This is a genomic window from Achromobacter sp. (genome assembly GCF_050285585.1).
In the GTDB taxonomy this organism is placed as follows: Bacteria; Pseudomonadota; Gammaproteobacteria; order Burkholderiales; family Burkholderiaceae_B; genus Achromobacter.
On sequence record NZ_JBLZXF010000009.1, the window covers coordinates 76,888 to 101,724 of the forward strand.

24 protein-coding genes are annotated in these 24,837 nt (G+C 67.3%); 15 read left to right on the forward strand and 9 right to left on the reverse strand.

Annotated elements, in window-relative coordinates; all coding sequences use genetic code 11:
* Positions 1 to 77: 77 nt before the first annotated feature.
* From ACN6PJ_RS14610 to ACN6PJ_RS14620, 3 genes are read left to right on the forward strand one after another with little or no spacing between them, the layout of a single operon-like run.
* Positions 78 to 2,072, forward strand: a complete 1,995-nt coding sequence (locus tag ACN6PJ_RS14610; RefSeq protein WP_427996583.1) for a ribonucleoside triphosphate reductase — start codon at positions 78 to 80, stop codon at positions 2,070 to 2,072.
* 48 nt (positions 2,073 to 2,120) lie between these two features.
* Positions 2,121 to 2,303 (forward strand): anaerobic ribonucleoside-triphosphate reductase, encoded by a 183-nt coding sequence (gene nrdD / locus ACN6PJ_RS14615; RefSeq protein ID WP_427996584.1) that lies wholly within the window; start codon positions 2,121 to 2,123, stop codon positions 2,301 to 2,303.
* Entirely contained in the window at positions 2,269 to 3,081 is an 813-nt protein-coding gene (locus ACN6PJ_RS14620) for an anaerobic ribonucleoside-triphosphate reductase activating protein (protein ID WP_427996585.1), read from the forward strand. The genes nrdD and ACN6PJ_RS14620 overlap by 35 nt, the downstream gene beginning before the upstream one ends.
* Here the strand turns inward: ACN6PJ_RS14620 and ACN6PJ_RS14625 are convergent.
* Positions 3,072 to 4,490: a PLP-dependent aminotransferase family protein gene (locus ACN6PJ_RS14625; RefSeq protein WP_427996586.1), complete on the reverse strand. Its 1,419-nt coding sequence runs from the start codon at positions 4,488 to 4,490 to the stop codon at positions 3,072 to 3,074. The two genes, ACN6PJ_RS14620 and ACN6PJ_RS14625, sit on opposite strands and share 10 nt — an antisense overlap.
* A 129-nt stretch (positions 4,491 to 4,619) precedes the next feature.
* Between ACN6PJ_RS14625 and ACN6PJ_RS14630 the strand changes: the two genes are divergently transcribed.
* The 6 genes from ACN6PJ_RS14630 (at position 4,620) to ACN6PJ_RS14655 (ending at position 12,532) form a co-directional block, all read left to right on the forward strand.
* Positions 4,620 to 5,924, forward strand: a complete 1,305-nt coding sequence (locus tag ACN6PJ_RS14630; RefSeq protein ID WP_427996726.1) for a hydroxymethylglutaryl-CoA reductase, degradative — start codon at positions 4,620 to 4,622, stop codon at positions 5,922 to 5,924.
* A gap of 141 nt (positions 5,925 to 6,065) precedes the next feature.
* Complete coding sequence (locus ACN6PJ_RS14635) at positions 6,066 to 6,551, forward strand: hypothetical protein (protein ID WP_427996587.1); 486 nt, start codon at positions 6,066 to 6,068, stop codon at positions 6,549 to 6,551.
* The gene (locus tag ACN6PJ_RS14640) at positions 6,548 to 7,936 is read left to right on the forward strand and encodes a tripartite tricarboxylate transporter permease (protein WP_043548319.1); all 1,389 of its coding nucleotides are present in this window, start codon (positions 6,548 to 6,550) and stop codon (positions 7,934 to 7,936) included. Before ACN6PJ_RS14635 ends, ACN6PJ_RS14640 begins: the two co-directional genes overlap by 4 nt.
* 202 nt (positions 7,937 to 8,138) lie before the next feature.
* Positions 8,139 to 9,296, forward strand: coding sequence for an NAD(P)H-dependent flavin oxidoreductase (locus tag ACN6PJ_RS14645; protein WP_427996588.1), 1,158 nt, complete (start codon positions 8,139 to 8,141; stop codon positions 9,294 to 9,296).
* A gap of 84 nt (positions 9,297 to 9,380) precedes the next feature.
* Complete coding sequence (locus ACN6PJ_RS14650; protein ID WP_427996589.1) at positions 9,381 to 10,031, forward strand: TetR/AcrR family transcriptional regulator; 651 nt, start codon at positions 9,381 to 9,383, stop codon at positions 10,029 to 10,031.
* The gene (locus tag ACN6PJ_RS14655) at positions 10,028 to 12,532 is read left to right on the forward strand and encodes a PEP/pyruvate-binding domain-containing protein (RefSeq protein WP_427996590.1); all 2,505 of its coding nucleotides are present in this window, start codon (positions 10,028 to 10,030) and stop codon (positions 12,530 to 12,532) included. Before ACN6PJ_RS14650 ends, ACN6PJ_RS14655 begins: the two co-directional genes overlap by 4 nt.
* Before the next feature lie 24 nt (positions 12,533 to 12,556).
* On the opposite strand, the gene ACN6PJ_RS14660 is transcribed toward ACN6PJ_RS14655, so the two are convergent.
* Positions 12,557 to 14,035, reverse strand: coding sequence for a sensor histidine kinase (locus ACN6PJ_RS14660; protein WP_427996591.1), 1,479 nt, complete (start codon positions 14,033 to 14,035; stop codon positions 12,557 to 12,559).
* A complete protein-coding gene (locus tag ACN6PJ_RS14665; RefSeq protein ID WP_427996592.1) occupies positions 14,032 to 14,760 on the reverse strand; it encodes a response regulator transcription factor in 729 nt (242 codons plus the stop codon). The genes ACN6PJ_RS14660 and ACN6PJ_RS14665 overlap by 4 nt, the downstream gene beginning before the upstream one ends.
* 147 nt (positions 14,761 to 14,907) lie before the next feature.
* Between ACN6PJ_RS14665 and ACN6PJ_RS14670 the strand changes: the two genes are divergently transcribed.
* From ACN6PJ_RS14670 to glaH, 6 genes are all read left to right on the forward strand, one after another.
* On the forward strand, positions 14,908 to 15,540 hold the full coding sequence (locus ACN6PJ_RS14670; RefSeq protein WP_427996593.1) for a cytochrome b/b6 domain-containing protein: 633 nt from the start codon (positions 14,908 to 14,910) through the stop codon (positions 15,538 to 15,540).
* A gap of 16 nt (positions 15,541 to 15,556) precedes the next feature.
* Positions 15,557 to 16,342, forward strand: a complete 786-nt coding sequence (locus ACN6PJ_RS14675; RefSeq protein ID WP_427996727.1) for a molybdopterin-dependent oxidoreductase — start codon at positions 15,557 to 15,559, stop codon at positions 16,340 to 16,342.
* Between the two features lie 32 nt (positions 16,343 to 16,374).
* Positions 16,375 to 16,671: a pentapeptide MXKDX repeat protein gene (locus ACN6PJ_RS14680; protein WP_427996594.1), complete on the forward strand. Its 297-nt coding sequence runs from the start codon at positions 16,375 to 16,377 to the stop codon at positions 16,669 to 16,671.
* 33 nt (positions 16,672 to 16,704) lie between these two features.
* Positions 16,705 to 17,205, forward strand: coding sequence for a peptide-methionine (R)-S-oxide reductase MsrB (gene msrB / locus ACN6PJ_RS14685; RefSeq protein WP_427996595.1), 501 nt, complete (start codon positions 16,705 to 16,707; stop codon positions 17,203 to 17,205).
* Positions 17,206 to 17,238: 33 nt separating this feature from the next.
* Complete coding sequence (msrA, locus tag ACN6PJ_RS14690) at positions 17,239 to 17,943, forward strand: peptide-methionine (S)-S-oxide reductase MsrA (RefSeq protein ID WP_427996596.1); 705 nt, start codon at positions 17,239 to 17,241, stop codon at positions 17,941 to 17,943.
* A gap of 125 nt (positions 17,944 to 18,068) precedes the next feature.
* Entirely contained in the window at positions 18,069 to 18,992 is a 924-nt protein-coding gene (gene glaH / locus ACN6PJ_RS14695) for a glutarate dioxygenase GlaH (RefSeq protein WP_427996597.1), read from the forward strand.
* Between the two features lie 48 nt (positions 18,993 to 19,040).
* On the opposite strand, the gene ACN6PJ_RS14700 is transcribed toward glaH, so the two are convergent.
* From ACN6PJ_RS14700 to ACN6PJ_RS14725, 6 genes are read right to left on the reverse strand one after another with little or no spacing between them, the layout of a single operon-like run.
* Complete coding sequence (locus ACN6PJ_RS14700; RefSeq protein ID WP_427996598.1) at positions 19,041 to 19,973, reverse strand: carbon-nitrogen hydrolase family protein; 933 nt, start codon at positions 19,971 to 19,973, stop codon at positions 19,041 to 19,043.
* The gene (locus ACN6PJ_RS14705; protein ID WP_427996599.1) at positions 19,970 to 20,641 is read right to left on the reverse strand and encodes an ABC transporter ATP-binding protein; all 672 of its coding nucleotides are present in this window, start codon (positions 20,639 to 20,641) and stop codon (positions 19,970 to 19,972) included. Before ACN6PJ_RS14705 ends, ACN6PJ_RS14700 begins: the two co-directional genes overlap by 4 nt.
* A complete protein-coding gene (locus ACN6PJ_RS14710; RefSeq protein WP_427996600.1) occupies positions 20,638 to 21,387 on the reverse strand; it encodes an ABC transporter ATP-binding protein in 750 nt (249 codons plus the stop codon). Before ACN6PJ_RS14710 ends, ACN6PJ_RS14705 begins: the two co-directional genes overlap by 4 nt.
* Positions 21,384 to 22,334, reverse strand: coding sequence for a branched-chain amino acid ABC transporter permease (locus ACN6PJ_RS14715; protein ID WP_427996601.1), 951 nt, complete (start codon positions 22,332 to 22,334; stop codon positions 21,384 to 21,386). Before ACN6PJ_RS14715 ends, ACN6PJ_RS14710 begins: the two co-directional genes overlap by 4 nt.
* 2 nt (positions 22,335 to 22,336) lie before the next feature.
* Entirely contained in the window at positions 22,337 to 23,236 is a 900-nt protein-coding gene (locus ACN6PJ_RS14720; protein ID WP_427996602.1) for a branched-chain amino acid ABC transporter permease, read from the reverse strand.
* An 11-nt stretch (positions 23,237 to 23,247) separates the two neighbouring features.
* Complete coding sequence (locus tag ACN6PJ_RS14725; RefSeq protein WP_427996603.1) at positions 23,248 to 24,531, reverse strand: ABC transporter substrate-binding protein; 1,284 nt, start codon at positions 24,529 to 24,531, stop codon at positions 23,248 to 23,250.
* Between the last annotated feature and the right edge of the window lie 306 nt (positions 24,532 to 24,837).

Genomic DNA, 24,837 nt, shown 5'->3' on the forward strand with positions numbered 1-24,837 from the left:
ATCTCGCCGTCGAGGCGCGTCTGAATCACCATATGTGGTGGTAGAGTTTTCAAACCCTACTACATATGGTGTCAGTCATGCATATCCAGCACATTCTCAAGCGCGACGGCCGCGTCGCGGCGTTCGACCGCGACAAGATCGCCCAGGCCATGGCGGCGGCGGGACAAAGCACCGGGGAACTGGACCTGGCGGGCGCGCGCGCGCTGACCGATGCCGTCATTGCCTCGTTGGCGGACCAGCCTTGCCCAGGCGTGGAAACCATCCAGAACCGCGTCGAGGAAATCCTCGTTCAGGCAGGCCACTGGCGCACCGCGCGCGCCTACATCGTGTACCGCGAGCAGCACGCCCGGCTGCGCTCGCTGCGCCATACGCTGGTCGACGTGGAAAGCGCCATGGAGGAATACCTGGAGCAGCGCGACTGGCGCGTCAACGCCAACGCCAACCAGGGCTACAGCCTGGGCGGCCTGATCCTGAACGTGGCCGGCAAGGTCACCGCCAACTATTGGCTGTCGAACGTGTTCGCGCCCGAGGCCGGGCACGCCCACCGCGAGGGCGACATCCACATCCATGACCTGGACATGCTCAGCGGCTACTGCGCGGGCTGGTCGCTGCGCCAACTGCTGACCGAAGGCTTCAACGGCATTCCCGGCAAGGTGGAAGCCACGCCGCCGCGCCATATGTCCGCCGCCATCGGCCAGATCGTCAACTTCCTGGGCACGCTGCAGAACGAATGGGCCGGCGCGCAGGCCTTCAGTTCCTTCGACACCTACATGGCTCCCTTCATCCGCCGCGACGCGATGACCTACGCGGACGTAAAGCAGGCCATGCAGGAACTCATCTATAACCTGAACGTGCCCAGCCGCTGGGGCACGCAGACGCCCTTCACCAACCTCACCTTCGACTGGACCTGCCCGGCCGACCTCAAAGAACAGATCCCCTATGTGGGCGGCGAGGAAATGCCGTTTTCCTATGGCGAGCTCCAGGCCGAGATGGACATGATCAACCGCGCCTACATCGAGGTCATGATGGCGGGCGATGCGAAGGGCCGCGTCTTCACCTTCCCCATTCCCACCTACAACATCACGCCCGACTTCGATTGGGACCATCCCAACACCGAACGCCTCTTCGAGATGACGGCGCGCTACGGGCTGCCCTACTTCCAGAACTTCCTGAACTCCGACCTGGAGCCGCATATGGTGCGCTCCATGTGCTGCCGCCTGCAGCTGGACCTGCGCGAGCTGCTAAAGCGCGGCAACGGCCTGTTCGGATCGGCCGAGCAGACCGGCTCGGTGGGCGTGGTCACCGTGAATTGCGCCCGCCTGGGCTATACCTGCCGCGGCGACGAGGCCAGGCTGATGCAACGGCTGGACCACCTGCTGGAACTGGGCCGCGACGTGCTGGAAACCAAGCGCAAGGTGGTGCAGCGCTACATCGACCAGGGGCTGTATCCCTACACCCGCCGCTACCTGGGCACGCTGCGCAACCACTTCAGCACCCTGGGCGTGAACGGCATCAACGAAATGATCCGCAACTTCACGGACGACGCCGAAGACATCACCACGGCGGCGGGCCACGCCATGGCGGTCAGGCTGCTCGACCGCGTGCGCGCGCGCATGACCGAATTCCAGGAACAGACGGGTCACCTGTACAACCTGGAGGCCACGCCCGCCGAAGGCACCACCTACCGCTTCGCCCGCGAAGACAGGAAGCGCTATCCCGCCATCCTGCAGGCCGGCAGCGAATCGCAACCCTATTACACGAACTCCAGCCAGCTGCCGGTGGGCCATACCGACGATCCGTTCCATGCGCTGGAACTGCAGGAAACGCTGCAGGGCAAGTACACCGGCGGCACGGTGCTGCACCTGTACATGAACGAAGCCGTGTCGTCCGCCGGCGCCTGCAAGGAGCTGGTGCGCCGCGCGCTGTCGAACTTCCGCCTGCCCTACATCACGATCACGCCCACGTTCTCCATCTGCCCCAACCATGGCTACCTGGCGGGACGCCACGAGTTCTGCCCCAAATGCGATGCCGAGCTGCTCGCCAAGCAATCGGCATGCTGCGCCCCGGCCTAGCGCCGACCCGCCGGGCCTGCGCCCGGCTCCCTCTCAAAAGGAACCTCCATGCAAACCTTGATCGCTCCCGACGTCGCCGCCGCTTCCGCCCCGAAGCTGGACGACAGCCAACGCGTGCGCTGCGAGATCTGGACCCGCGTCATGGGCTACCACCGCCCCGTCGCCTCCTTCAACACCGGCAAACAAGGCGAATTCAATGAACGCCGCTTCTTCGTCGAACGCCGCGCCTGAGGGTGCGCAACCCGCCCCGGCCCCCGGGCCGGGGGCCGCTGCGGCCACGCGCCGGCAGGCCGCCAGGCCCGCCTACGCGGCGCCGCCGCAGCCGGTCGCCCAGCCCCTGCCCCGGCACGCCCACGCCGTGGGCGGGCTGGTGCCCTTTTCCACCGTGGACTGGCCCGGGAAACTGGCCGCCGTCGTCTTCATCGCCGGCTGCCCCTGGCGCTGCCACTACTGCCACAACACCGAACTTCAGACCCGCGCCGCCCGCTACGACTGGCGCGACATGCGCGCCTTCCTGGAAACCCGCAAGGGCCTGCTCGACGCGGTCGTTTTCTCCGGCGGCGAACCCCTGAGCGAGCCGCGCCTGCCGCAAATGATCCGCGACGTCCGGCGCATGGGCTACCGGGTCGGCCTGCATACCGCGGGGATCTACCCCCTGAGACTGGCCGATGTGCTGCGCCACCTGGACTGGGTCGGGCTGGACATCAAGGCCGATTCCCAGGGCTACGACGACATTACCGGCCGCCGCGACTCCGAACGCCCCGCCCAGGCCTGCCTGTCGCAATTGCTGTCCGCGGGCCGGGATTTCGAATGCCGGATCACCTGGCATCCCGACTGGCTGGACGAAACCCGGCTGCTTGCCCTGGCGCGCGAACTCGCCCGCCGCGGCGTGCGCCGCTTCGCCGTGCAGGGCGCGCGCCGCTCGCCCGACTCGCCGCCGGTGCGCAACCTGAGCGCGCAGGCCGAAGCCCTGATGCGGCAATGGTTCGAAGCGTTCGACTATCGCTGAGCCAGGCGCCGCTGCAACGTCGCGTGGAACCGCGGCGATCCGATGGCCCCGACGTTGCACCGCGACCAGGGCGATACCGCCGTCGGGTCCACGTTGAATACCCGGCCGGGCGCCATGATGATCTTCTCCGGCATGAGTTCGGCGGCCAGGGCAAGCGTATCGTCCACTCCCGGGAACGCCGTCCACAGGTACAGCGAACTGGTCGGGCGCGTGAACACCTTGGCGCCCAGCGCATCCAGCACCTGCAGCGCCTGGCCGGTAGCGGCCTCCAGCCGCTGGCGCAGCCTGACCAGGTGCCGCTCGTAATGGCCCTCGCGCAACATCACGTCCACCATGCGTTCGCAGTATTCGGAGCTGCTGACGTGCACCAGCGCCTTGAGGTCGGCCAGGTCGCTCGCCAGCGCGGCGTTGCAGGCGATGAAGCCCACGCGCAGCGCCGCGGAGAATGACTTGGAAAAACTGCCGATGTAGATGGTGCGTTCGAGCTGGTCCAGCGCCGACAGGCGCACGGCGGAAGTCGGCTTGAAATCGGCCAGCGGGTCGTTCTCGACCACCGTCAGATTGTGGCGCTCCGCCAGTTGCAGCACTTTGTAGGCCTTGGCGGGCGAGATGTCCGAGCCCGTGGGATTGTGCGCCAGCGACTGGGTGAAGAACAGGCGCGGCTTTTCCGTTTGCAGCAACGCTTCGAGCGCGGCGATGTCGGGCCCGTCGGACAAACGCGGCACGCCCAGCATGCGCGCCCCCGCCAGCTTCAGCTTGCCGAACAGCGGATAGTAGCCCGGGTTGTCCACGAGCACCGAGGCGCCCGGCGGCACGAAATAGCGGATCACCAGGTCCATGGCCTCGTTCGCGCCATGCGTCAGCACCAGTTGCGGCGGCGCTGCGTTGATCCCCACGTCGCCCAGCTTGCGCACCAGGCTTTCCCGCAACGGCGCATAGCCGAAACGGCTGCCGTAGCGGAACAAGGCCCCCAGGCCCGTGCGCACGACCTTCTGATGGTAGCGATCCATGCGCATGTCGGCCAGCCATTCCACCGGTGGAAAGCCATCGCCGACCGCAACCGCGTCAGGCTGCGTCTTCAACTGCTCGCGCATCAGCCACACGATATCCATGGCCCGGCTCAGTTGCCCAGGCTCCTCTTCCGCCGCCTGGCGCGTCCCGCCCGTCTCCAGCACGAAAAAGCCGGATCCCCGGCGCGGCTCCACCAGGCCCTGCGCGACCAGCATTTCAAACGCAACCACCACCGTGTTCTTCGCGTACCGGTGCAACTGCGCCAATTCGCGCAGGGACGGCAGTTTGTCTCCGGGACGGTAGACGCCGTCGGCGATCTGCTGGCCGATCAGCCTGGCCAGGCTTTCGGCTATCGGGGCGGCGCGTTGCGGCCTGCCGCGAAGTAATGCTTGTTCCATGCGGGAAGTCCTGCCGGGCATCATCGAAATTGGTGCAGTGCAATGGTACTGTTTGCCCAAACTGTACCTCTCAATAGCGGTACAGTTTACCTAGAATCAGGCCACTTGATTCTGATATGGAGACACGCCATCGTGGCCGATTCACGCCTGCCCAACTTCCGCGCCCTCACCCCCGCCCAGCGCCTGTCCGCCATCGCGGACAACGTCGGACTCACCCCCGAGGAACGCCAGCTGCTGGCCGCTCCCGGCGCGCTCGGCATGGACCGGGCGGACGGCATGATCGAGAACGTCATCGGCTCGTTCGAGCTGCCGCTGGGCGTGGCCGGCAACTTCCAGGTGAACGGCCGCGACGTGCTGGTGCCCATGGCGGTCGAAGAACCCTCCGTGGTCGCCGCCGCATCCTATATGGCCAAGCTGGCGCGCGAATGCGGCGGCTTCGAAACGTCCAGCACCCGTCCGTTGATGCGGGCGCAGGTGCAGGTGCTGGGCCTGAGCGATCCGCACGGCGCGCGCCTCGCCCTGCTGCGAGAACGCGAGCGCATCGTCGCGCTGGCCAATGGCCGCGACAAAGTCCTGATCGAACTGGGCGGCGGCTGCCAGGACATCGACGTGCACGTTTTCCCCGACACGCCGCGCGGCCCCATGATCGTGATGCACCTGATCGTGGACGTGCGCGACGCGATGGGCGCCAACACCGTCAACACCATGGCCGAAGCGGTGGCGCCGCTGGTCGAGGAAATCGCCGGCGGGTCCGTGCGCCTGCGCATCCTGTCCAACCTGGCCGACCTGCGCCTGGCCCGGGCCCGCGTGCGCCTGACGCCCCAGGCGCTGGACACCAAGGAGCGCAGCGGCGCCGACATCATCGAGGGCGTGCTGGACGCCTATACTTTCGCCGCCATCGACCCCTATCGCGCCGCAACGCACAACAAGGGCATCATGAACGGCATCGACCCCGTCATCGTCGCCACCGGCAACGATTGGCGCGCGGTGGAAGCGGGAGCCCACGCCTACGCGAGCCGTTCGGGCCGCTACACATCGCTGACTCACTGGGAGAAGGACGGCTCGGGCGCGCTGGTCGGCTCCATCGAGATGCCCATGCCCGTGGGCCTGGTCGGCGGCGCCACCAAAACGCATCCGCTGGCCCGGCTGGCGCTGAAGATCATGGATGTGCGTTCCGCGCAGGAACTGGGTGAGGTCGCCGTGGCCGTCGGCCTGGCGCAGAACCTGGGCGCGCTGCGCGCGCTGGCCACCGAAGGCATACAGCGCGGCCACATGGCGCTGCACGCCCGCAACATCGCATTGGTGGCGGGCGCGACCGGCGCCGAGATCGACACCATCGCCAAGCGCATGGCGGCGGAGCGGGACGTCCGCACCGACCGGGCCCTGGCGCTGCTGCAAGAGCTGCGCGATCCGCGCCAGGCCCCGGCCCGGTAAAGATCGATCCCAAGACCCGGGCCGCGACCGCCGCGCGGCCTGGCTGCCCCAAAGGGGAGCCTTCTGCATCGGACCGGCGGCAAGAAAACCGAGGCGGCGCCTGGATTCCCCGAGCGCCGCCCGACCACAGAGGAGAGAGACATGAACCCGAACACCCCGGCGCCTTCCACGCGCCTGGCGGAGGTCTGGAGCGACACGGTGGACCTGCGCCACCTCGCCTGGGCCATCGGCATCGGCATCGCCATCAGCGTGGCGGGCTTTTATGCCGCCAGCCGCTGGCTGCGCGGCATCGTGGCGTCCCCCGAGCTGGCCCACGCCTACGCCATGCTGGCCGGCCTGGCGGGCTGCGTGCTGGCGGGCATCATCTGCGCCCGGCTGTTCCCGCCCAAGCGCGAAGTCGTCGAGCACAGCTCCACGCACGACCCGGCCTGGCGCGCCGAAGTGCTGGCCGAATTGGCCGAGCAGCCCGGCGGGCTGGGCACGCTCGCCGACCTGCCCGAACCGGTCGTGCGCGAACTGAAGGACCTGGACCTGTACGCGCTCTTCGCGGAACCCGCGGCCGAAGCGTCCCAGCCGTCCGCGCGCGCGCCCTCTCCGCAAGCCGCGGGCAAGGAGGCCCTGGCATGAGCGACCCCATTCTTCTCGAACAGATCATGGTGGCGGCCGCGATGGGCCTGCTGGGCGCGGTGGTATTCGCGGCCATCGGCCTGGTGTCCGGCACCGACGAAACCACCACGCTGGCGCCGCTGACCCTGCTGGTGGTGCTGCTGGGCGTGCCGCCCGCGGGCGTCTTCACCTTCTTCCTCGCCGGCGCCGTCGCCAAGCACATGACCCACGCCGTGCCGACCGCGCTGCTGGGCATCCCCGGCGACACCCTCGCCACGCCGCTGCTGCAGGACGCGAACATGCTGCGCAAGCTGGGCGTGCCGCACATCGCGCTGCGAAAAATGGTGTCGGGCGCCATCGTCGCCGCCTTCGTCGCGGTCCCGCTAGCCGTGCTGTTCGCGGTGCTGCTGGCGCCATTCGGCGCGGCCATCACCAAGTCCGCGCCCTGGATCTTCCTGGCCGCAGCGGTCCTCATCGCCTATTTCTCGGCCGGACGCTGGGCGGCGGTGGCGCTGCTGGTGCCGTTCGTCGTGGTCATCATCGCGCTGCAAAGCCTCACGGCCAAGTACGGCGTGAAACTGAGCATCAGCTACTTCCTGGGCATCGCCATCGGGCCGCTGATCGCGGACCTGTTTACCGTGGTCTCGCCGCAAGGCCGCTCGCGGATGCTGAGGGACAAGGTCCGCACGTTCTCGCTGGCGCCCGACGTCAAGGGCTGGTCGGGCTACTTCCCCAACCCGCTGAAGGTCATGGACCGCACGCAGACGCGCTGGACCCTGGCCACCGCCGCGGTCTCGAGCGCAACCTTCGTGTTCAGTCCCGTGGCCATGACGGTGGTGCTGGGCGAGCTGGTGGGCTCGCGCATCAAGCACGCCTATCATCGCCTGACCACCGTGCTGAGCGCGCGCAACGGCGTCACCGAGGCTACCTATATCGCCGAGGCGCTCATTCCCCTGATCGCCTTCGGCCTGCCGTTGAGTCCGGTGGCCGCGGGCCCCGCCGCGCCGCTGTTCAATGCGCCGCCGCGCTTCACGGTGGACGCCGCCACCGGCCAGACGCACAACCTGCACAATCTGCTGAGTCACTGGGAGTTCCTGGGCTACGGCATGCTGGCCGTGCTGCTGGCGGCGGTGGTGTCGTACCCCTTCGCCATGAACTTCGCGCGCCGCGCCGCCCTGTTCGTATCGCGCAAGGTCAGCCACGAAGCCATCATCGCCACCTTCGTGGGCCTGATCATCGTGATCAGCGTCTGGGAAGGCCAGTTCCTGGGCCTGCTCGTGATCCTCACCATGGGCCTGTTCGGCGGGCTGCTGTCGCGCCTGTTCGGCTTCAACACCGGGGTCCAGTTCATGGGCTACTACACCGCTGTGCTCTCGGTACCCGCCATCGTCAAGCTGCTGGCGTAGGGAGCTCAGTCCGGCAACGGCGCCTCCAGGATCGCCCCCGTCGCGGACTCCGTCATCACGACGGAGCCGCCGCCGGGGCGCACCGCCACATTGGTCACGGTGCTCGCCTCGATGGGGCTTTTCAGGAAGCTTGATCCCGCGCAAGGCGATGCGCGGGTCCTTGCTCTAGCCTCTGTCCACTTGACCTGAGGAAAGACTCGATATGACGTGGTTCAAATCACTCACCCTCGCCGGACGCGAATTGCTGCCCATCATCCAGGGCGGCATGGGCGTCGGCGTATCCGCCCATCGCCTGGCCGGCGCCGTCGCCAGCCAGAACGCCGTGGGCACCATCGCCAGCGTCGATTTGCGCCATCATCACCCCGATCTGCTCGAAAAGACCGAACGGTGCCATGACCGCGAGCTGATAGACAGCGCCAACCTGGAAGCGCTGGACCGCGAAGTGCGCGCGGCCCTGGAAACCGCCCAGGGCCGCGGCCTGGTCGCCGTGAACGTCATGAAGGCCGTGCGCGACCATCCCGGCCTGGTGCGCCAGGCCTGCGAAAGCGGCGCGCAGGCCATCGTGATGGGCGCCGGCCTGCCGCTGGACCTGCCCGAGATGACCGCCGACTTTCCCAAGGTCGCGCTGGTGCCCATTCTGTCGGAAGCCCGCGGCGTGGCGGCCGTGCTGAAAAAGTGGATGAAGAAGGGCCGGCTGGCCGACGCCGTCGTGATCGAGCACCCCGGCCATGCCGGCGGCCACCTGGGAGCCGCCCGCCTGGACGACATCCATGACGAACGCTTCGATTTCAAGCGCGTGCTGGCCGACTGCCACAAGCTCTTCGACGAACTGCAACTGGGCAAGGACACGCCCAGGCTCATCGTGGCGGGCGGCGTGGGCAGCCATGAACAGGTGCGCCACTGGCTGAGCCATGGCGCCGACGGCGTGCAGGTCGGCACGGCCTTCGCCGTCACGCAGGAAGGCGACGCGCACGAGAACTTCAAGCGCGTGCTGATCGATGCCGACCCCGACCGCCTCACCGAATTCACCAGCGTGGCCGGCCTGCCCGCCCGCGCCGTGCCCACGCCCTGGCTGACGCGGTACCTGCGCCAGGAAAAGACGCTGCAGGCCAATACCCGCTGCGACGCGCGCCGTTGCAGCCAGCGCATGGACTGCCTGACGCAATGCGGGCTGCGCGACGGGATCTCGCGCTTCGGACAGTTCTGCATCGACCTGAAGCTCGCGGCGGCCATGCGCGGCGAAGTCAGCCGCGGCCTGTTCTTCCGTGGCGCTTCCAAGCTGCCTTTCGGCAATGCCATGCGCTCGGTGCGCGAACTGCTGGATTACCTGCTGCACGGCCAGATGCCCGCGGCCGCCTGATCTCCCGGCGCCTCCCGGGAGGGCTGGCCGCCAAATAAATAGACGACGTATAATATTATCCATCGTCTATTTATTTGGACTGCCATGCCCCGCCCCGACCCCTCCCTGCCCGACGCTTCCGTGCCGGACGCCGGACGCCGCGAACGCAAACGCCAGCAGACACTGGATCACCTGGCGCAGACCGCCTACCGCCTGTTCGAGACGCTCGGATACGACGCGGTCACGATGGAACAGATCGCCGCGCAGGCCGACGTCGCCAAGGGCACGCTGTACAACCATTTCCCGGTCAAGGAAGCCTTGCTCGCGCACCGCTTCCACGGCGAACTCGCCGCCACTCTCGCCGAACTCCGGCCCGCGCTGCGCGCATTGCCCTCGTTCGCGCAACGATTGGCGCGGATCCTGCATGCGTCGGCCCACTGGTCCGAATCCCATCGCGCCTACCTCGGCCCCTATCTGCGCTACCGCCTGGCCACGCTGCAGCCCGGCGCGCGCGACGGCGGCCGCTATCCGCGCAGCGGGCTGCATGAACTGTTCGCATCGATGATCGCCGAGGCGCAATCCAGCGGCCAGCTTAGGTCCGACCTGCCGGCCGAACGGCTGGCGCACCAGTTGCAGTTCCTCCACCTGGGCGCGATGCTGCGCTGGCTGGACCGGCCCGGCACAACCCTCAGGGCCGAATTCGACGCGGCGATCGCCCTCTTCCTCCACGGCGCCGCGTCCGGAGACGAGGCATGAACGCCGTCGTGCTGGACTGGGCCTCGGCCAACCGCGCCGGCTCCCGACAAGCGGGCGGCAAGGGTTGGCAGCTGGCCCGCATGGCGGAGCTGGGCGTGCCCGTGCCGGAAGGCATCGTGCTTGCCGCCCGGGCCAGCCTGGACAGGGAGCCCGGGCAGGACGTTCCGCCCGCCATCGCTCAAGCCCTGCTGGAGGCCTTGCGCGAGCGCGGCTGGCTGGAGCGGCCGCTGGCGCTGCGCTCGTCCGCGCCGCAAGAGGATTCAGCCGGCGCCTCGTTCGCCGGCATCCACCTGTCCTGCCTGAACGTGCTCGGCGCGCAAGCCGCGCTCGACGCGGTCAGGCGGATCTGGGATTCCCAATGGACGCCCCAGGCCCGGGCCTACCGGGAACGGCTGGGCCTGGACGCTGGCGCCGGCATGGCGGTCGTCGTCATGCCCCTGGTCCCCGCCGTCTCATCCGGCATCGTCTTCACGGTGGACCCGGTCTCGGGCCGCCGCGACGACATGCTCGTCCATGCCAACTGGGGGCTGGGCGAGTCGTTGGTAGGCGGGCAGGCCGAGGGAGACGAATACCGGCTCCGCGAAGATTATCTACGCCAGGCATGGCCCTTGGCCCAGCGGCGCGTAGGCGCGAAGCGCCAGTCCAGCCTGGCCGGGCAACCCGGCCACGGCACCCGCCTGGCCGACACACCGGCCGATCGCGCCGCCCAGGCCGTGCTCACGGACGCGCAGGCCGAGACGCTGGGCGATATGGCGCGCGATGCCGCCCGGGCGCTGGACTACTCGGGCGCCGGCTACGACATCGAATGGGACTGGGACGGCGCCCGGTTCTGGATCCTGCAGGCGCGCCCCGTCACCGCGCAGGCGCGCCACACCTATCCCGCGCTGCGCTCGCAGCCCTCGTACTGGTCTCGCGGCAACACGCGCGAGGTCCTGCCCCACGCCATGTCTGCCCTGGAATGGGACACCGGCCGGGTCATGGCGCAACGCATGCTGACCTGCGGTTTCGAGCTCAGCGGCTATGCCACCCTGCCCGGCGTGCCGCTGGCGGCGCTGTTCCAGGGCCGCGTGTACCTGGACGCGTCCGTCATCCAATGGGTCGGCTACGACGCGCTGGGCGTGCCGCCGCAAGCCATGAACGCGCTTTTGGGCGGGCCGCAGCCCGCCATCGACGCGCCGCCGCCCACGGCCGCGCAACGCTTGCGCCACGCCGCGCGCATCGTCCGCTACCTGCGCCGCGCCGCGCCTTTGCGCCGGCGCGCCGCGACCGACCTGCCGCGGCTGCTGGCGCGCGCACAGGCCTGGCTGGAAGAACCTTTGCCCGATTCGAGCGCCGGGCTGGGCGCGCGCTTGCGCGAACAGTTCCTGACCGTGCTGGCGGCGGACGAGTTGTTCTTCCTCCAAGGGTCGGGCGGCGGAGCGCTGTCCAAGCTCCTGGAGCTCGTCGAAAAGGCGCGGCCCGGCGAGGGGCACGCGCTCACGGCCGCGCTGATGGCGGGCGGAGAACCCAGCGTGACCGCACAACAGAGCTACGCCCTGATGGATCTGGCCGCCATCGCCGAGGCCGACGCCCCCGCGCTGGCCTGGCTGCGCGATCCGCGGCGAGACAGCGCCGCCTGGGGCGCCGCGCTGCCTGAAAGCAGCCCCTTCAAGCAGGCGTTCGCGGAATTCCTGGCCCGCTACGGCCACCGCGCCGTGTACGAAACCTATCTGCGCAACCCGCGCTGGCGCGAGGCTCCCGCCTATCTGCTGGACAGCGTCCTGAACCTGATCGGCGCCGACGCCGGCGCGCTGCGCGCGCGACAGGAAAGCGCCGCCCGCGACGCCTGGCAACGCGTTCGCGCCGCGCTGCCGTTCTGGCAGCGCCCGCTGGCCGCCAAGCTGCTGGCCGCGTCGCGCCTCGAAGGCAGGCAGCGGGAAGCCGCCCGCAGCGGCCTGGACGCCGCCGACGATGCCTTCCACCTGACGGCCGCCGAGTTGTTCGCGCTTGCCGACGGCCGGCTGGCGGCCCCGGCCGCCGGGCGCCGCGCGGCCCTGCGCCGGGCTCAGATGGCAGCCTGGGCCGCGACGCCGGACCTGGACGTCATCGTGGAACACGCCCAGGACGGCGTCCTTGCGCCGGCCGCCCCAAGTCCGCGGCGCCCGCAGAACGAAGACGGCGCCCCCGGGACCTGGCGCGGCACGCCCGTCGCAGGCGGCCGGGCGCGAGGCGCCGCCTTCGTCGCCCGAACGCCCGCCGAAGGGCTTGGCATGCCCGCTGGCGGCATCCTCGTCGCGCCCTCGACGGATCCCGCGTGGACGCCGCTGTTCCTGCGCGCTGGCGCGCTGGTCATGGAGGCCGGCGGCTATCTTTCGCACGGCGCCATCGTGGCGCGCGAATTCGGCATTCCCGCCGTCGTCAACGTGCAAGGCATCCTGGATCACGTCGTTACCGGCGACCTGCTGGAAGTGGACGCCGCGAGCGGCACCGTGCGGCGCCAGCAACCTGCTGCCGGCGGATGAAGGCGCATGAACGGGCCGGCCGCGCTATGCCGGGCGCGCGGCCGCCAGATCGAACTGGAATACGGCGCCCGTTCCGGCGCGGTCCACCAGCCGGATCTCGCTGTGGTGCAGCTGCAGGATGCGCTGCACGATCACCAGCCCCAGGCCGCCGCTTTCACCCGGCCCCCGGTTCAACGCGCTGGCCCGGGTAAACAACCCGGCGCGCAATGCCTCGGGAATGCCCGCGCCGGAATCGCTGACCTGCACCTGCACCAGATCCTGCGCCACGCCCAGCCGCAGTTCGATGCGCCCGCCCGGCGGGCTGTGGCGGATCGCGTTGTCCAGCAGATTCGTGAGCACCCGTTCGATGAGCCCCAGGTCCGCCCGCACCGGCGGCAGTTCGCGCGGGATCTCGGTCGTCAGCCGCTGCTGGCGGGCCTCGGCAGCCAGTTCGAATTTCTGGATCACGTCCTGCACCAGTTCGGGCAGGGAAAAGGTCTCGGGCTCCAGCCTCACCAGGCCGGATTCCAGCCGCGCCAGTTCGAAGAGCTCCTGCGCCAGGCGGCCCACCTTGCGGCTTTGCGCCAGCGCGATGTCCAGGTAGCGCCGGCGCTCCTCGGGGTCCAGCGTCCCGTCCTTCAGGCGCAGGGTTTCCAGATAGCCGTGCAGCGAGGTCAGCGGCGTGCGCAGATCGTGCGAAATATTGGCGACGAGGTCGCGCCGCTGCTGGTCCTGCCGCGTCAGTTCGCGCCATTGTTCGGAGATCCGCCCGCCCATCTGCACGAAACTGCGCCGCAGCACCGCGATCTCGTCGCCGCGGTCATCCCGCGCGTCCTCCGGCCGTTCCAGCGCGGCCAGGGCGGAGCCGTCGTCTCCGCCGAACGCGCGCACCGCGCGCGTCAGGCCGCGCAAGGGCCGCGTGATCAGCGCAAACGCCGCCAGGCCCGCGGCCAGCCCCAGCAGCGCCACCAGCGCGATCGACCATAGGGTCGTGCGCAGCACCGAGCTGCGCGACACCGCCATCGCCAGCGCGTCGTGCGCCTGCCCTTGCAGCACCACGTACACATAGCCCTTTTCCTGCCCGCCCACGCGCACCGGGGCCACGCTGAAGACCTTTTGCGCGTCCTGGCTGCGCGGATCGTCGCCCACGATGGGCAGCATCCCTCCGGCCAGCAGGCGCTTCACGGGCTCCAGGTCGACGCGGTCGCGCTTGATCTGGCCCGCGGGCGCGGCGTCGCCCACGATGCGGCCGTCGTTGGACAGCAGGTACACCTCCACGGCGGGATTCACCGCCATCAGCATGTCGAACAGAGAACGCACCGCCTGCGGCCGCCAGCCGTTGGTGTCCATCAATTCGTTGGCGCCCGCGATGTGCTGGGCCAGGCCGCTGGACAGGCGCTGGACCACCTCCTGCTCGTAGCGGGAATTGGCCGCGATCTGCAGCCAGGCCGATGCGCCGCAGCATGCCAGCAGGAGCAGCGCGAACACGCCCGACAGGCGTTGGGTCAGGGTGAACCGCTTCATGGCGCGCCTCCCTCGCCGGCCGGCGCCGCCGCGAATTTGTAGCCCCGGCCCCATACGGTCAGGATGCGCCGCGGATTGGACGAGTCCGACTCGATCTTGGCGCGCAGCCGGTTGATGTGGGTATTGACCGTGTGTTCATAGCCTTCGTGCTGGTAGCCCCACACCTGGTTCAGCAGGTCCAGCCGGGAAAACACCTTGTCGGGATGGCGCGCGAAGAAATGCAGCAGGTCGAACTCCCGGGGCGTCAGGTCCAGCCGGCGGCCGTCCACGTCGGCCGTCCGCGCGACCGGGTCGATCGACAGCCCATGCAGGACCAGGCTGCCGGCGTCGAGCCGCGCATTGCGTTCCAGGGCCTCGCTGCGGCGCAACAGCGCGCGCACGCGGGCCACCAGTTCCAGCATGGAAAAAGGCTTGGCCAGGTAGTCGTCCGCGCCCAGTTCCAGGCCCAGGATGCGATGCACCTCGCTGGAACGCGCGCTGGTGATGATGATGGGCGTATAGCGCGCCATCGCGCGGGCCCGCTTGCATATTTCCAGGCCATCGATGCCCGGCAGCATCAAGTCCAGCACCAGAGCGTCCCAACTGCCCTCTTCCAGGCGGCGCATGCCCTCGTTGCCATCGGCGGCATGTTCGACCGCGTAGCCTTCCTCCCGAAGATGCAGCCGCAGCAATTCCGCGATATGGGCGTCGTCTTCAACTATCAGTACTCGGCGGGGCGTGTCCATGCGGGCGCTCGGAATTTGGGCGATGGGCCTATTGTCGCCAATCCTCGCCGCGCGAGTTATCACATTTAATTTAAGTTTGCGTGAGGACTTCGGTATCGGCGCGGGGAAAGAATGGCGCCATCGATCACGAACGCCCGGAGCCCCGCCATGTTCGCCCCCCCCGCCAGCCACGACGCCCATGCCGCCCCGCCCGCGGCCGGCCCCGTCCACCCGGGCTGGCTGCGCGCCATGCACTGGCTGAATGCGCTGGCCGTGGCGGTCATGGTCGCCAGCGGCTGGCGCATCTACAACGCTTCCCCGCTCTTCGACTTCGTCTTTCCGGCGGGCATCACGCTGGGAGGCTGGCTGGGCGGCGCCCTACAGTGGCACTTCGCAGGCATGTGGCTGCTGTTCGTCAACGGCGTCCTGTACCTGGCGATGAACATCGCCACCGGCCGTCTCTGGCGCAAGTTCTTCCCGCTGAGCGCCCGCGGCGTGGCCGCCGACCTGGCCGCGGCCCTGCGCGGCAGGCTCGCCCACGCCGATCCGCGCCGCTACAACCAGGTGCAGCGCCTGGCCTATCTGTTCGTCATGGCCGACATCGCGGTGCTGGTGCTGTCCGGACTGGTGTTGTGGAAATCGGTGCAGTTCGACCTGCTGCGGGAGCTGCTGGGGGGGTACGAGGCCGCGCGCCGCGTGCACTTCGCCGCCATGGCCCTGCTGGCGGCTTTCGTGGCCGTCCACCTGGCGATGGCGGCCCTGGTGCCGCGCAGCCTGGCCGCCATGATCCGTGGCCAATAAGGAGCCTGCCGTGAGCATGAGAAAACGTCCCTCCCCGGCCGGCCTGGACGGCCCGGCCATCCTCAAGGAAGCCGGCAGGATCCTGGAAAAACGGGTGGAGCAGCCCTCGCGCCGGGCCTTTCTGCGCAACAGCCTGACCCTGGGAGGGCTGGCCATGCTGTCGGGGTGCTCGCTGTCCGATGACGAGAACGTGGAAAAGGCCTTGGCCGCCGTCTCCCGGTTCAACGATAGGGTTCAGGGCTGGATCTTCGATCCCGCCAGGCTCGCGCCCACGTATCCCGACTCCATGATCACCCGGCCATTCCCGTTCAACGCCTATTACGGCATCGACGAGGTCCCTCGCGTGGACGAAGCATCCTTCCGGCTGGAAGTGGCCGGCCTGGTCGCCGACCGGCGCCGCTGGCGGCTCGATGAACTGCGCGCCATGGCGCAGATCGACCAGGTGACGCGCCATATCTGCGTGGAAGGCTGGAGCGCCATCGGGAAATGGGGCGGAGTGCCCTTCTCCAGCTTTCTCCGGCGCGTGGGCGCGGACCTGAACGCCAAATATGTGGGCTTCAAGTGCGCGGATGACTACTACACCAGCATCGACATGCCCACCGCGCTGCATCCCCAGACCATTCTGGCGCTGACCTACGACGGGCAGACGCTCCCCCCAGAGTACGGCTTCCCCATGAAGCTGCGCATGCCTACCAAGCTTGGCTACAAGAACCCCAAGCACATACAGGCGATTTTCGTCACCAACACCTACCCGGGCGGTTACTGGGAGGACCAGGGCTACAACTGGTTCGGCGGCAGCTAGGTGCAACTACTTTTCCAAGAAAGGAACACATCATGAAGACCCTCACTACCGCTGCGCTGTCCCTGTGCCTGGCGTTCGGCGCCACCGCCGTCCACGCCGCCGACACCATGGGCAAGGACGCCATGGGCAAAAGCCCCATGTCGAAGGAAGGCATGGCGAAGGAAGGAATGGCGAAAAGCGGCATGTCCAAGGACGGCATGTCCAAGGATTCCATGTCCAAGGACGGCATGTCGAAGGACGGCATGTCGAAACATGGGATGTCCAAGGGGGGCATGTCGAAGGACGCCATGGAAAAAGCCCCGATGTCCAAGGACGGCATGAAGCAATAGCCGACGCGCCAGCACTCCCACCAGGAGCATGCCATGAAACTTGACCGCAGGCACTTTCTGGGCCTGGGCGGCGCGGCGGCCATTGCCGCCGGGCTCGCTCCCGCCCTGGCCGCGCGGGCCGGCCAGCCGGCCCGCGCCGCGTCCTTTCCCTATGCGCTGAGCGACGCCCAGTGGCGCGAACGGCTGACGCGCGAACAGTACCAGGTGCTGCGCCGCGAAGGGACTGAGCGCCCCTACTCCAGCCCGTTGGACAAGGAGCATCGCAAGGGCATCTACGCCTGCGCGGGCTGCGCCCACCGGCTGTTTTCCTCGTCCGCCAAGTTCGACAGCGGCACCGGATGGCCCAGCTTCTGGCAACCGCTGGCCGATGCCGTGGGCGAAACCAGCGACCGCAGTTTCGGCATGACCCGCATCGCCGTGCATTGCGCCAACTGCGGCGGCCATCTGGGCCATGTCTTCGATGACGGCCCGCGCCCGACCGGACTGCGCTATTGCATGAATGGCGTGGCTCTGGCGTTCACCCCGCAAGCCTGAACCTCGGCCGCCCCCCCTCGCCCTGGAGACACCATGTCCACCACTCACCTGCCCCGCAAGCTCTGCGCCATGCTGGCCGCCGCCGGCGGCCTGCTGGGGGCCGCCTCGGCCGTCGCCGCCGAATCCGCCGTCATCATTCCTCCACCCGCCCTGGACCAGCCGGCCGGTGCCTCCGCGCCGCAGAAAGCGGTGCTTGCCGGCGGCTGCTTCTGGGGCGTGCAAGCCGTGTTCCAGCACGTCAAGGGCGTAACCGCGGCCGTCTCCGGCTACGCCGGCGGCCAGGCGGACACCGCCCACTACGATACGGTCAGCAGCGGCCGCAGCGGCCATGCCGAAGCGGTCGAAATCACCTACGATCCCGCGCAGGTGAGCTACGGCCAGTTACTGCAGATCTACTTCTCGGTGGCCCACGATCCCACCCAGCTCGATCGGCAAGGTCCGGACAGCGGCCCCCAGTACCGCTCCGCCGTTTTCCCCACGGACGACAGCCAGCGCAAGGTGGCCGAGGCCTACATCGCGCAACTGAACAAGGCCGGCGCCTACCCCAAGGCCCTGGCCACCCGGATAGAGCCCCTGCAGGCCTTCTACCCGGCCGAGGGCTACCACCAGGACTACCTCGTGCGCCATCCGTACAGCATGTACATCATGGTGAACGACATCCCCAAGGTGGAAAACCTGGCCAAGACCTTTCCCGATCGTTACCGCGACAAACCGGTGCTGGTCAATCCCGCGGGTTGAGACCGACGCCGCGGCGCCGCGCTTTGATCGCTCCTGCCGAATAAAGTATCGGCGCCCGCCGGTTTAATGCCGCGACCATGTCACGTCTAATGAGCTCCAGAGCCGCATTCATACAGGAGATCAGCATGAACGACATGAGCGACGCGCGCCGTCTGTCCCCGGACACCGTCAAGGTGCGGAATCATCGGACCCACACCCGGATCCAGCAGGTGACGGTAGCTCCGGAGGCGCTGCAACGCTTCCTGGGCGCCGTCCGGGACGTCGACGTCCAGAACCTGGAATACGTGCCTTTCATGCGGTTCAAGGTCGCGCAGGCCTTGACGCAGGCCTGCGGCCCCGGATTGCGCGACACCCTCAATACGATCGTCGAAACCCGGGCGCACGGCGGATTCACCATCGGCCTGCAAGGCCTGTCTTCCGACCCCGACGATTTCGTGAGGTTCGGCACCGCCATCGCCTATCTGCTCGGACCGGCCAATCATGACGCCATGTCCGGCAAATACTATGCGCGATTCCTGGTGAAGCACACGGACCAGAGCGACTCCTATCTGCGCCAGGCCTATCGCCTGTTCACGATGCATACCGACGGCACCTATGTCTCCGAGGCGACGGACTGGCTGCTGATGATGAAATTCGACGAGCGCCATGCGGTGGGCGGCGAGTCGCGCTTCCTGCATCTCGACGACTGGCAGGATATCGGCGACTTTCTGGACCATCCGCTGGCGACCAAGCCCCTGCTGTACAAGTCCCCGGCCTCGAAGAACGTCGCGGAACAGGTCGAAAGGCCTCTTTTCTTCCAGAATCGCTACGGCCTGGCGATCTGCTTCATCGATCAGTTCGTCCAGCCGGCCACGCTGGAAGAGGCCCTGTATCTGCACGACCTGTCGGCGTCGATGGAGGCCAGTTCCGGCGTGCAGGAAGTCATGCTGCCCCCGGGCGAACTGGTCGTGCTCAACAACTATTTCTACCTGCACGGCCGCGCGCCATTCGAGAAGAATGAATCGTTGCACCGCGAACTGATGCGTATCCGGGGAGGGTTCGCGCGCTGACCTCCCCGCGCCGTCGCGGCGGCTCCCGCCCGGGGAGCCGCCGCCCGCTCATGCCTGCCCGATCGTCACCACGGGCGGCTTGGGCGTTTCATCCACGACCAGCTTGAAGATGTCCGGGCGGGCGTAGTGCCCGACCACATCGAAGTCATACTTGCCGCGCGTGACGTCGTCCAGATCGATGTCCGCCGTGAGGATGCATTCGCCTTCGTAGTCCGGGCCGGCCAGCAACTGCCCGGCGGGGCCGATGATGGCGCTGCCGCCGCGCATCAGCACGGTATCGGCCGCATTGCCCTGGATGGCATCGTAGTCCTCGGGAAAATCGCCCCGGGTGATGTACTGGCACGCCGAAAAGACGAAGCACCGCCCTTCCATGGCGATGTGCCGCATGCTGGTGATCCACTCATCGCGGTCGTCCGCCGTCGGCGCGCAATAGAGCTGGATGCCTTTGCCGTACATCGCCATGCGCAGCAGGGGCATGTAGTTTTCCCAGCAGATCACGGTGCCCATTTTCCCGTGCGGCGTGTCGAACACGGGCATCGTCGAACCGTCGCCGTAGCCCCAGATCAGCCGCTCCACGGCGGTCGGCATCAGCTTGCGGTGCTTGCCTATCATTTCGCCGTTGGGCGAAAAATGCAGCGCGGTGCAGTAGAGCGTGCCGATCTCGCGCTCCATGACGCCGACCACGACGTAGGCCTGGGCCTCGCGGGCGGCTGCGCCGATTTCGTCCACTTCCGGCCCCGGCACGGTAATCGCGCCATTGAAATAGCGCAGGAACTCCTCGCGCCCCCGCGGCAGCCGGCCGCCCACGCGCGCGCCGAAATCGCTGCCCTTCGGATAGCCGGAGATCGTGGCTTCCGGAAACACGATCAGCTTGGCGCCCAGCTCAGCAGCCTCGCGGATCTTGGCGACGACTTTTTCCACCGTGGCCTGCTTGTTGAACGGGATCGATGCGGTCTGGACGACCGCCGCCTTGAATGTCATTGCGAGGACTCCTCAGAGATGATTTCGCCGCGTTCAATGGTGACGATACGGTCGGCCATCGGCTGCAGCAGCTTGGGATTGGATTCGGTAATGAGCACGGCAAGATCGGGCTTGCGCGCGCGCAGGGTCTTCAGGCTGTCGGCGTAGCGCAGCGCCAGCGCCGGCGCCAGGCCCTGGAAAGGCTCGTCCAGCAGCACCAGGTTCTCGCCCGCCATCAGCGCGCGGCCCAGCGCCACCATCTTCTGCTGTCCGCCCGACAGCAGGCCTCCCAGGCGGTGATTGAGCGGTTCGAGCTCCGGCGCCACGGAATAGATCAGGTCCAGCCTCTCTCGTATCTGCCGCGCGCCGAGCTTGCAGGCCCAGGCGGGCACCATCATGTTCTCGATCACGGTGAACTTGCCGATCAGACGGCGCTCTTCCGGCGCAAACCCGATCCCCAGGCCGGCGCGCGCATGGGCTTCGCGCGCGGCCAGGCTCCGCCCCTGGTACAGGAGGCTGCCCTGGGCCAGCGGCAGCGTACCCATGATGCCGCGCAGCAGCGAGGTCTTTCCCGCCCCATTGCGCCCGATCAGGGCCACGGTTTCTCCGGCGCGGATATCGAGATCGACCTCGCGCAACACCTTCGCGCCTTCGATGTACGCGACCAGCTTGCTTGCCTGCAACATCATTGGACGCCTCCAATCACGTTGCGCAAGACCTCTTCGTTCTGGAGAATCTCGGCGGGCGGGCCATCGGCGGCGACCTGGCCGGCGTTCCAGACGATGACGCGATCCATGTAGCGCTCGACCAATTCCATATCGTGTTCGACCAGCAAGGCCGCGATATTCCGTTGCCGCAAGACCGGCATCAGCATGTCCATGATCTCGAACTTCTCCTGGGAACTGACCCCGCTGGTGGGCTCGTCCATCAACAACAGGCTCGGCGACAGGGCCAGCGCCACGGCGATGTCCACCAGTTTGCGCACGCCCTCGGGCAGGGAGCCGATCTGCCGCCGCGCCTGGCCGAGCAGGCCGAAAATGGCCAGCAATGCTTCGGCCTCGTCGCGCGCCGCCTTGCGGTACAGGGAAGACGGCGTCCAGAAGCCGTCGCGGGCCGCCAGCGCCAGCAGCAGGTTCTCGAGCACGGACTGCTCGGAGAACAGCTGCGGCAGCTGGAAAGTCCGGGCGATGCCCAGGCGCGTGATGGCGCGCGGCTTGAGCCGGGTAAGGTCCTTGTCGCCGAAGCGCACGCTGCCTTGCGTCGGCCGCACATAACCCGTGCACAGGTTCAGGAATGTGGTCTTGCCCGAGCCATTGGGCCCGATGATGGACGCGATCTGCCCGCGATAGATATGCAGGTTCACGCCGTTGGCCGCCTTGACGCCGCCAAACTCCACATGCAGATCCTTGGAACTGATGATGACCTGTCCTTTCATTGCCGGGCCTCCTTGCGGGCGAACAGGCGCAGGCCCAGGCCGAACAATCCCGTCGGCGCAAACAACACGATCGCCACCAGCACCACCCCCATGATCAGCTGCCAGGAATTGGCCGCATAGGCGCTCGCAGTGCTGCGCACTGCCTCGAAGGAAACCGCGCCCAGCAAGGCACCGAGCACATTGCCGATGCCGCCCAGCACCGCGATGAAGACGAACTCGGCCGAACGGCTCCAGTAGGCCATTTCCGGCGTCACGTGGCCCGTTCCCATCGCCGCGATGGCGCCGCCCAGACCCGCGAGCGCGGCGGAGAAGACGTGCCCGACGTAAAGCACCTGGCGCCCCGAGACGCCCAGGTATTCCAGGCGCGTCTCGTTGGTCTTGAGGGCCGCCAGCGCCTGGCCCGGCGGCGAATTCAGGTAGCGCGTCACCGCAAGCAGCGCACCGGCCAGCATGGCCAGCGCGGTGTAGAACAAGACCCAGCCGAAAACCCCGACGTCTAGAGGCACGCCAGCCAGGGACAGTATCCGCACCGGCATGCCGTCGCTTCCCCCGGTCAGGTCATACAGCTTGAGCACCAGCGTGAATCCCACCATGGAAAAGGCCAGATTCAGCATGGCGTAGAAAATGTCCCGATAGCGCGACAGGATCAGGCCCAGGATGGCCCCCAGCGCCGCGCTCGACAGCACCGCCATGGCGATGACGGCCAGCGCGTCCGCGCTCACGTGGCGCGCGCCGAAGGCGGTGGCATAGGCGCCGCAGGCGAAATACAGCGCGTGGCCAAAAGAGACCTGGCCGGCGCGCAACAGCAGCAACAGCCCCAGCGCGCAGAACGATATCGCCATGGCCATGGTGGCCAGCGGCCGCAGCGACGGCGCGATCAGCGGCAAGGCAGCAAGCAAGAGCAACGGCACGCAGGCGAGCGCCGTCGTTTTGGAATAGGTTTTCATCTTCAGATCCGACGGACTTGTGGCTTGCCGAAAAGGCCATAAGGCTTGACGAGGAGAATCGCGGTCATGACCAGATACGGCGCGACGGAGGATAAGGGGGGCAACAGGTGCACGCACAAGGCCTGCACCAGCCCGACGATCACGGCGGTCACCGCCGTCCCCTGGAAGTGGCCGAGCCCGGCAGTGGCCACGATGGCGAAGGAAAGCACGATGGAGTCGGCGCCTATGCCCGGCACCAGCGAAGTCGTGGGCGAGGCCAACGCCCCGCCCAGGGCGGCCAGCGCCGTGCCCAGCATGAAAGTGATCGTGTAGACCCGCTTGGCATTGATGCCCAGCACGCGCGCCACCTCGTAGTCTTCGATGACCGTCGCGATCAGCTTGCCTTGCCGCGTCTTGTTGAAATAGAAAGTCAGGGCGAGCATCACGACGATGGCCGACAGCGGCAGCACGAACAGCTGATAGGCGGTGTAGTAGATGCCGCCTACTTCGACCATTCCCAGCAGGGCGAGCGGCGCGTCGTTGAACAGCGGCTCCACGCCGAACATCATCTTCTGCACGTCCTCCAGGATCATGAAGATCCCGAAGGTGAGCAGGAGCTGGAGCGCGTGCTCCTTGCCGTAGATGCGGCGCAGCAGAAAGCGCTCGATGAGCGGCCCCAGGGTCGCGCCGATGGCGACCGCCGCCAGCAACAGGGCCGGATAGGTCCAGATGCCGCCGTCGGGGCCCGCCAGCCAGAGCCCCAGGGTCACGGCGCCATAGGCGCCAAGCGCATAGAAGCTGCCGTGGGCGACGTTCAGGATGCGCATGATGCCGAAGATCAGGCTCAGGCCCACCGCCACCATGAACAGCACCGAGGCGTGCGCCAACCCATCCAGCGTGGCCAGTAATAGCGTTTGTTGCATGATGAGGCCGCTTATTCCGTGGGAGTGCCGACTTTCTGCAGCACTTCCGGCGAGAGCGTCTTGAACCAGTCATCGCTCTTCACGCCCACGGGCGGAGAGGTCAGCTCCGGAGGAATCACCAGCAGCTGCCTGAGCGTCTTGAAGTTCTGCCCGCTTTTTTCCGTGGCTACGCCCAGCAGCTGGCCCTCCATCGCCTGATGGTCTTCGCGGATCTTGAGCCGGCCCGTGAAATCATTGAGCTCCAGTCCGTTCCAGCCCTTGAGCAGCGCGGCTTGCAGCGTCTTGCGATCGCCATCCCAGGACGTCTCCAGCGCCTGCTGAACGGCGCGCACGGCCTGTGCCATGTGGTACGACGGGAAACTCGGATAGGCGCCCGTGCGTTTTTCGAAATCGGTCACGAAGGCCTGGTGCTCGGCGTGGCCGGCCATGGCGGGATTGAATGCCCAGCTGTCGCCTCGCATGCCCACGATGGCGCCTTCCGGAAAGGCCTTGCCCAGCTGCTGCATGGAGCTCTCGCCATTGGCGGCCACCAGCCGGGAGTTTCGGAACAGCGCCCGCGACGAAGCCTGCTTGACGAACGTATTCATGTCCCCGCCCCACAGCGTCGTGAAGATCACGTCCGGACGCAGGGCCGACAGGCGGGAAATCTCGGTTGAGTAGTCCGAGGTGCCGAGCTTGGGGAACATTTCGGCGACGATCTTCACGTCCGGACGCATGGCCTGGACGGCGCCCCGGAAAGCGGCCCAGTTATCGCGGCCGAACGCGTAATCCTGATTGATGCCGGCGATCGTCTTGATCTCCGGCATCAGCTTGAGCATGTACAGGGCCGTCGCGACGTTATTCGACGGCGTGTAGTCGGACGTACGGAACACATACTCGTACCTGGCATCCGTATAGATCCGCTCCGTGCCGCAGTCCCAGAGCATGGTGGGCATCTTCAATTGTTCGGCAACCGGCGCGACCGCCAGGCAGATCGAGCTCGACAGGCCGATGATCATCGCATCCACCTTGCCCGACTCGACCAGGCTGCGGTATTCCACGACGACGTTGTCCACGCCGTGGTTTTCATCGATGAAGACCAGTTCGATGGGCGCGCCCTTGATGCCGCCGGCGCCGTTGATTTTTTCCACCTGCAAACGGGCTGCCTGCTGGGCAGGCACCCCGAAAACGGCCCCGGCGCCCGACAGATAGGTAGACACGCCGATACGGATGGGCTCCGCCGCCTGCGCCGGTTGCCACAACGCGAAAGCCGCGCCCAGGACAGCTGAAAACAAGCCCTTGTCTATCAATTTCATTGCTTCCCCTCGTTCGTATACACAAGTTTCGTCGGTAGGCGAGCGGCCGGCGCCTTGCGCTTGCCGCTTCCCGGCACAGGCCTGCCCAGCGCAGCGGAAAGTGTATTTTCAACGGTTTTAACCGTCAATGAAATGGAACAGTGGGTTAACCCTATAACAACCATAAATCGTTGTTTTTATTTGATTTTTTGACTTTCCATTTTCCGATCGAACTTGGAATCATAGAATTTTCATTCTTTATGTCGGCAATTTCCGACATCAAAAAACATGGACACCGGTAGCACCGTTTGATACTGTCTAGCCGCT

Coding starts and splice junctions, on each gene's coding strand:
- ACN6PJ_RS14620 (WP_427996585.1), top strand. CDS start 2,269: ATGAACGCCGCTTCTTCGTCGAACGCCGCGCCTGAGGGTGCGCAACCC.
- glaH (WP_427996597.1), top strand. CDS start 18,069: ATGAACGACATGAGCGACGCGCGCCGTCTGTCCCCGGACACCGTCAAG.
- msrB (WP_427996595.1), top strand. CDS start 16,705: ATGAAACTTGACCGCAGGCACTTTCTGGGCCTGGGCGGCGCGGCGGCC.
- ACN6PJ_RS14665 (WP_427996592.1), bottom strand. CDS start 14,760: ATGGACACGCCCCGCCGAGTACTGATAGTTGAAGACGACGCCCATATC.
- ACN6PJ_RS14650 (WP_427996589.1), top strand. CDS start 9,381: ATGCCCCGCCCCGACCCCTCCCTGCCCGACGCTTCCGTGCCGGACGCC.
- ACN6PJ_RS14655 (WP_427996590.1), top strand. CDS start 10,028: ATGAACGCCGTCGTGCTGGACTGGGCCTCGGCCAACCGCGCCGGCTCC.
- ACN6PJ_RS14700 (WP_427996598.1), bottom strand. CDS start 19,973: ATGACATTCAAGGCGGCGGTCGTCCAGACCGCATCGATCCCGTTCAAC.
- ACN6PJ_RS14725 (WP_427996603.1), bottom strand. CDS start 24,531: ATGAAATTGATAGACAAGGGCTTGTTTTCAGCTGTCCTGGGCGCGGCT.
- ACN6PJ_RS14705 (WP_427996599.1), bottom strand. CDS start 20,641: ATGATGTTGCAGGCAAGCAAGCTGGTCGCGTACATCGAAGGCGCGAAG.
- ACN6PJ_RS14715 (WP_427996601.1), bottom strand. CDS start 22,334: ATGAAAACCTATTCCAAAACGACGGCGCTCGCCTGCGTGCCGTTGCTC.
- ACN6PJ_RS14710 (WP_427996600.1), bottom strand. CDS start 21,387: ATGAAAGGACAGGTCATCATCAGTTCCAAGGATCTGCATGTGGAGTTT.
- ACN6PJ_RS14610 (WP_427996583.1), top strand. CDS start 78: ATGCATATCCAGCACATTCTCAAGCGCGACGGCCGCGTCGCGGCGTTC.
- nrdD (WP_427996584.1), top strand. CDS start 2,121: ATGCAAACCTTGATCGCTCCCGACGTCGCCGCCGCTTCCGCCCCGAAG.
- ACN6PJ_RS14670 (WP_427996593.1), top strand. CDS start 14,908: ATGTTCGCCCCCCCCGCCAGCCACGACGCCCATGCCGCCCCGCCCGCG.
- msrA (WP_427996596.1), top strand. CDS start 17,239: ATGTCCACCACTCACCTGCCCCGCAAGCTCTGCGCCATGCTGGCCGCC.
- ACN6PJ_RS14635 (WP_427996587.1), top strand. CDS start 6,066: ATGAACCCGAACACCCCGGCGCCTTCCACGCGCCTGGCGGAGGTCTGG.
- ACN6PJ_RS14680 (WP_427996594.1), top strand. CDS start 16,375: ATGAAGACCCTCACTACCGCTGCGCTGTCCCTGTGCCTGGCGTTCGGC.
- ACN6PJ_RS14625 (WP_427996586.1), bottom strand. CDS start 4,490: ATGGAACAAGCATTACTTCGCGGCAGGCCGCAACGCGCCGCCCCGATA.
- ACN6PJ_RS14645 (WP_427996588.1), top strand. CDS start 8,139: ATGACGTGGTTCAAATCACTCACCCTCGCCGGACGCGAATTGCTGCCC.
- ACN6PJ_RS14720 (WP_427996602.1), bottom strand. CDS start 23,236: ATGCAACAAACGCTATTACTGGCCACGCTGGATGGGTTGGCGCACGCC.
- ACN6PJ_RS14660 (WP_427996591.1), bottom strand. CDS start 14,035: ATGAAGCGGTTCACCCTGACCCAACGCCTGTCGGGCGTGTTCGCGCTG.
- ACN6PJ_RS14675 (WP_427996727.1), top strand. CDS start 15,557: ATGAGAAAACGTCCCTCCCCGGCCGGCCTGGACGGCCCGGCCATCCTC.
- ACN6PJ_RS14640 (WP_043548319.1), top strand. CDS start 6,548: ATGAGCGACCCCATTCTTCTCGAACAGATCATGGTGGCGGCCGCGATG.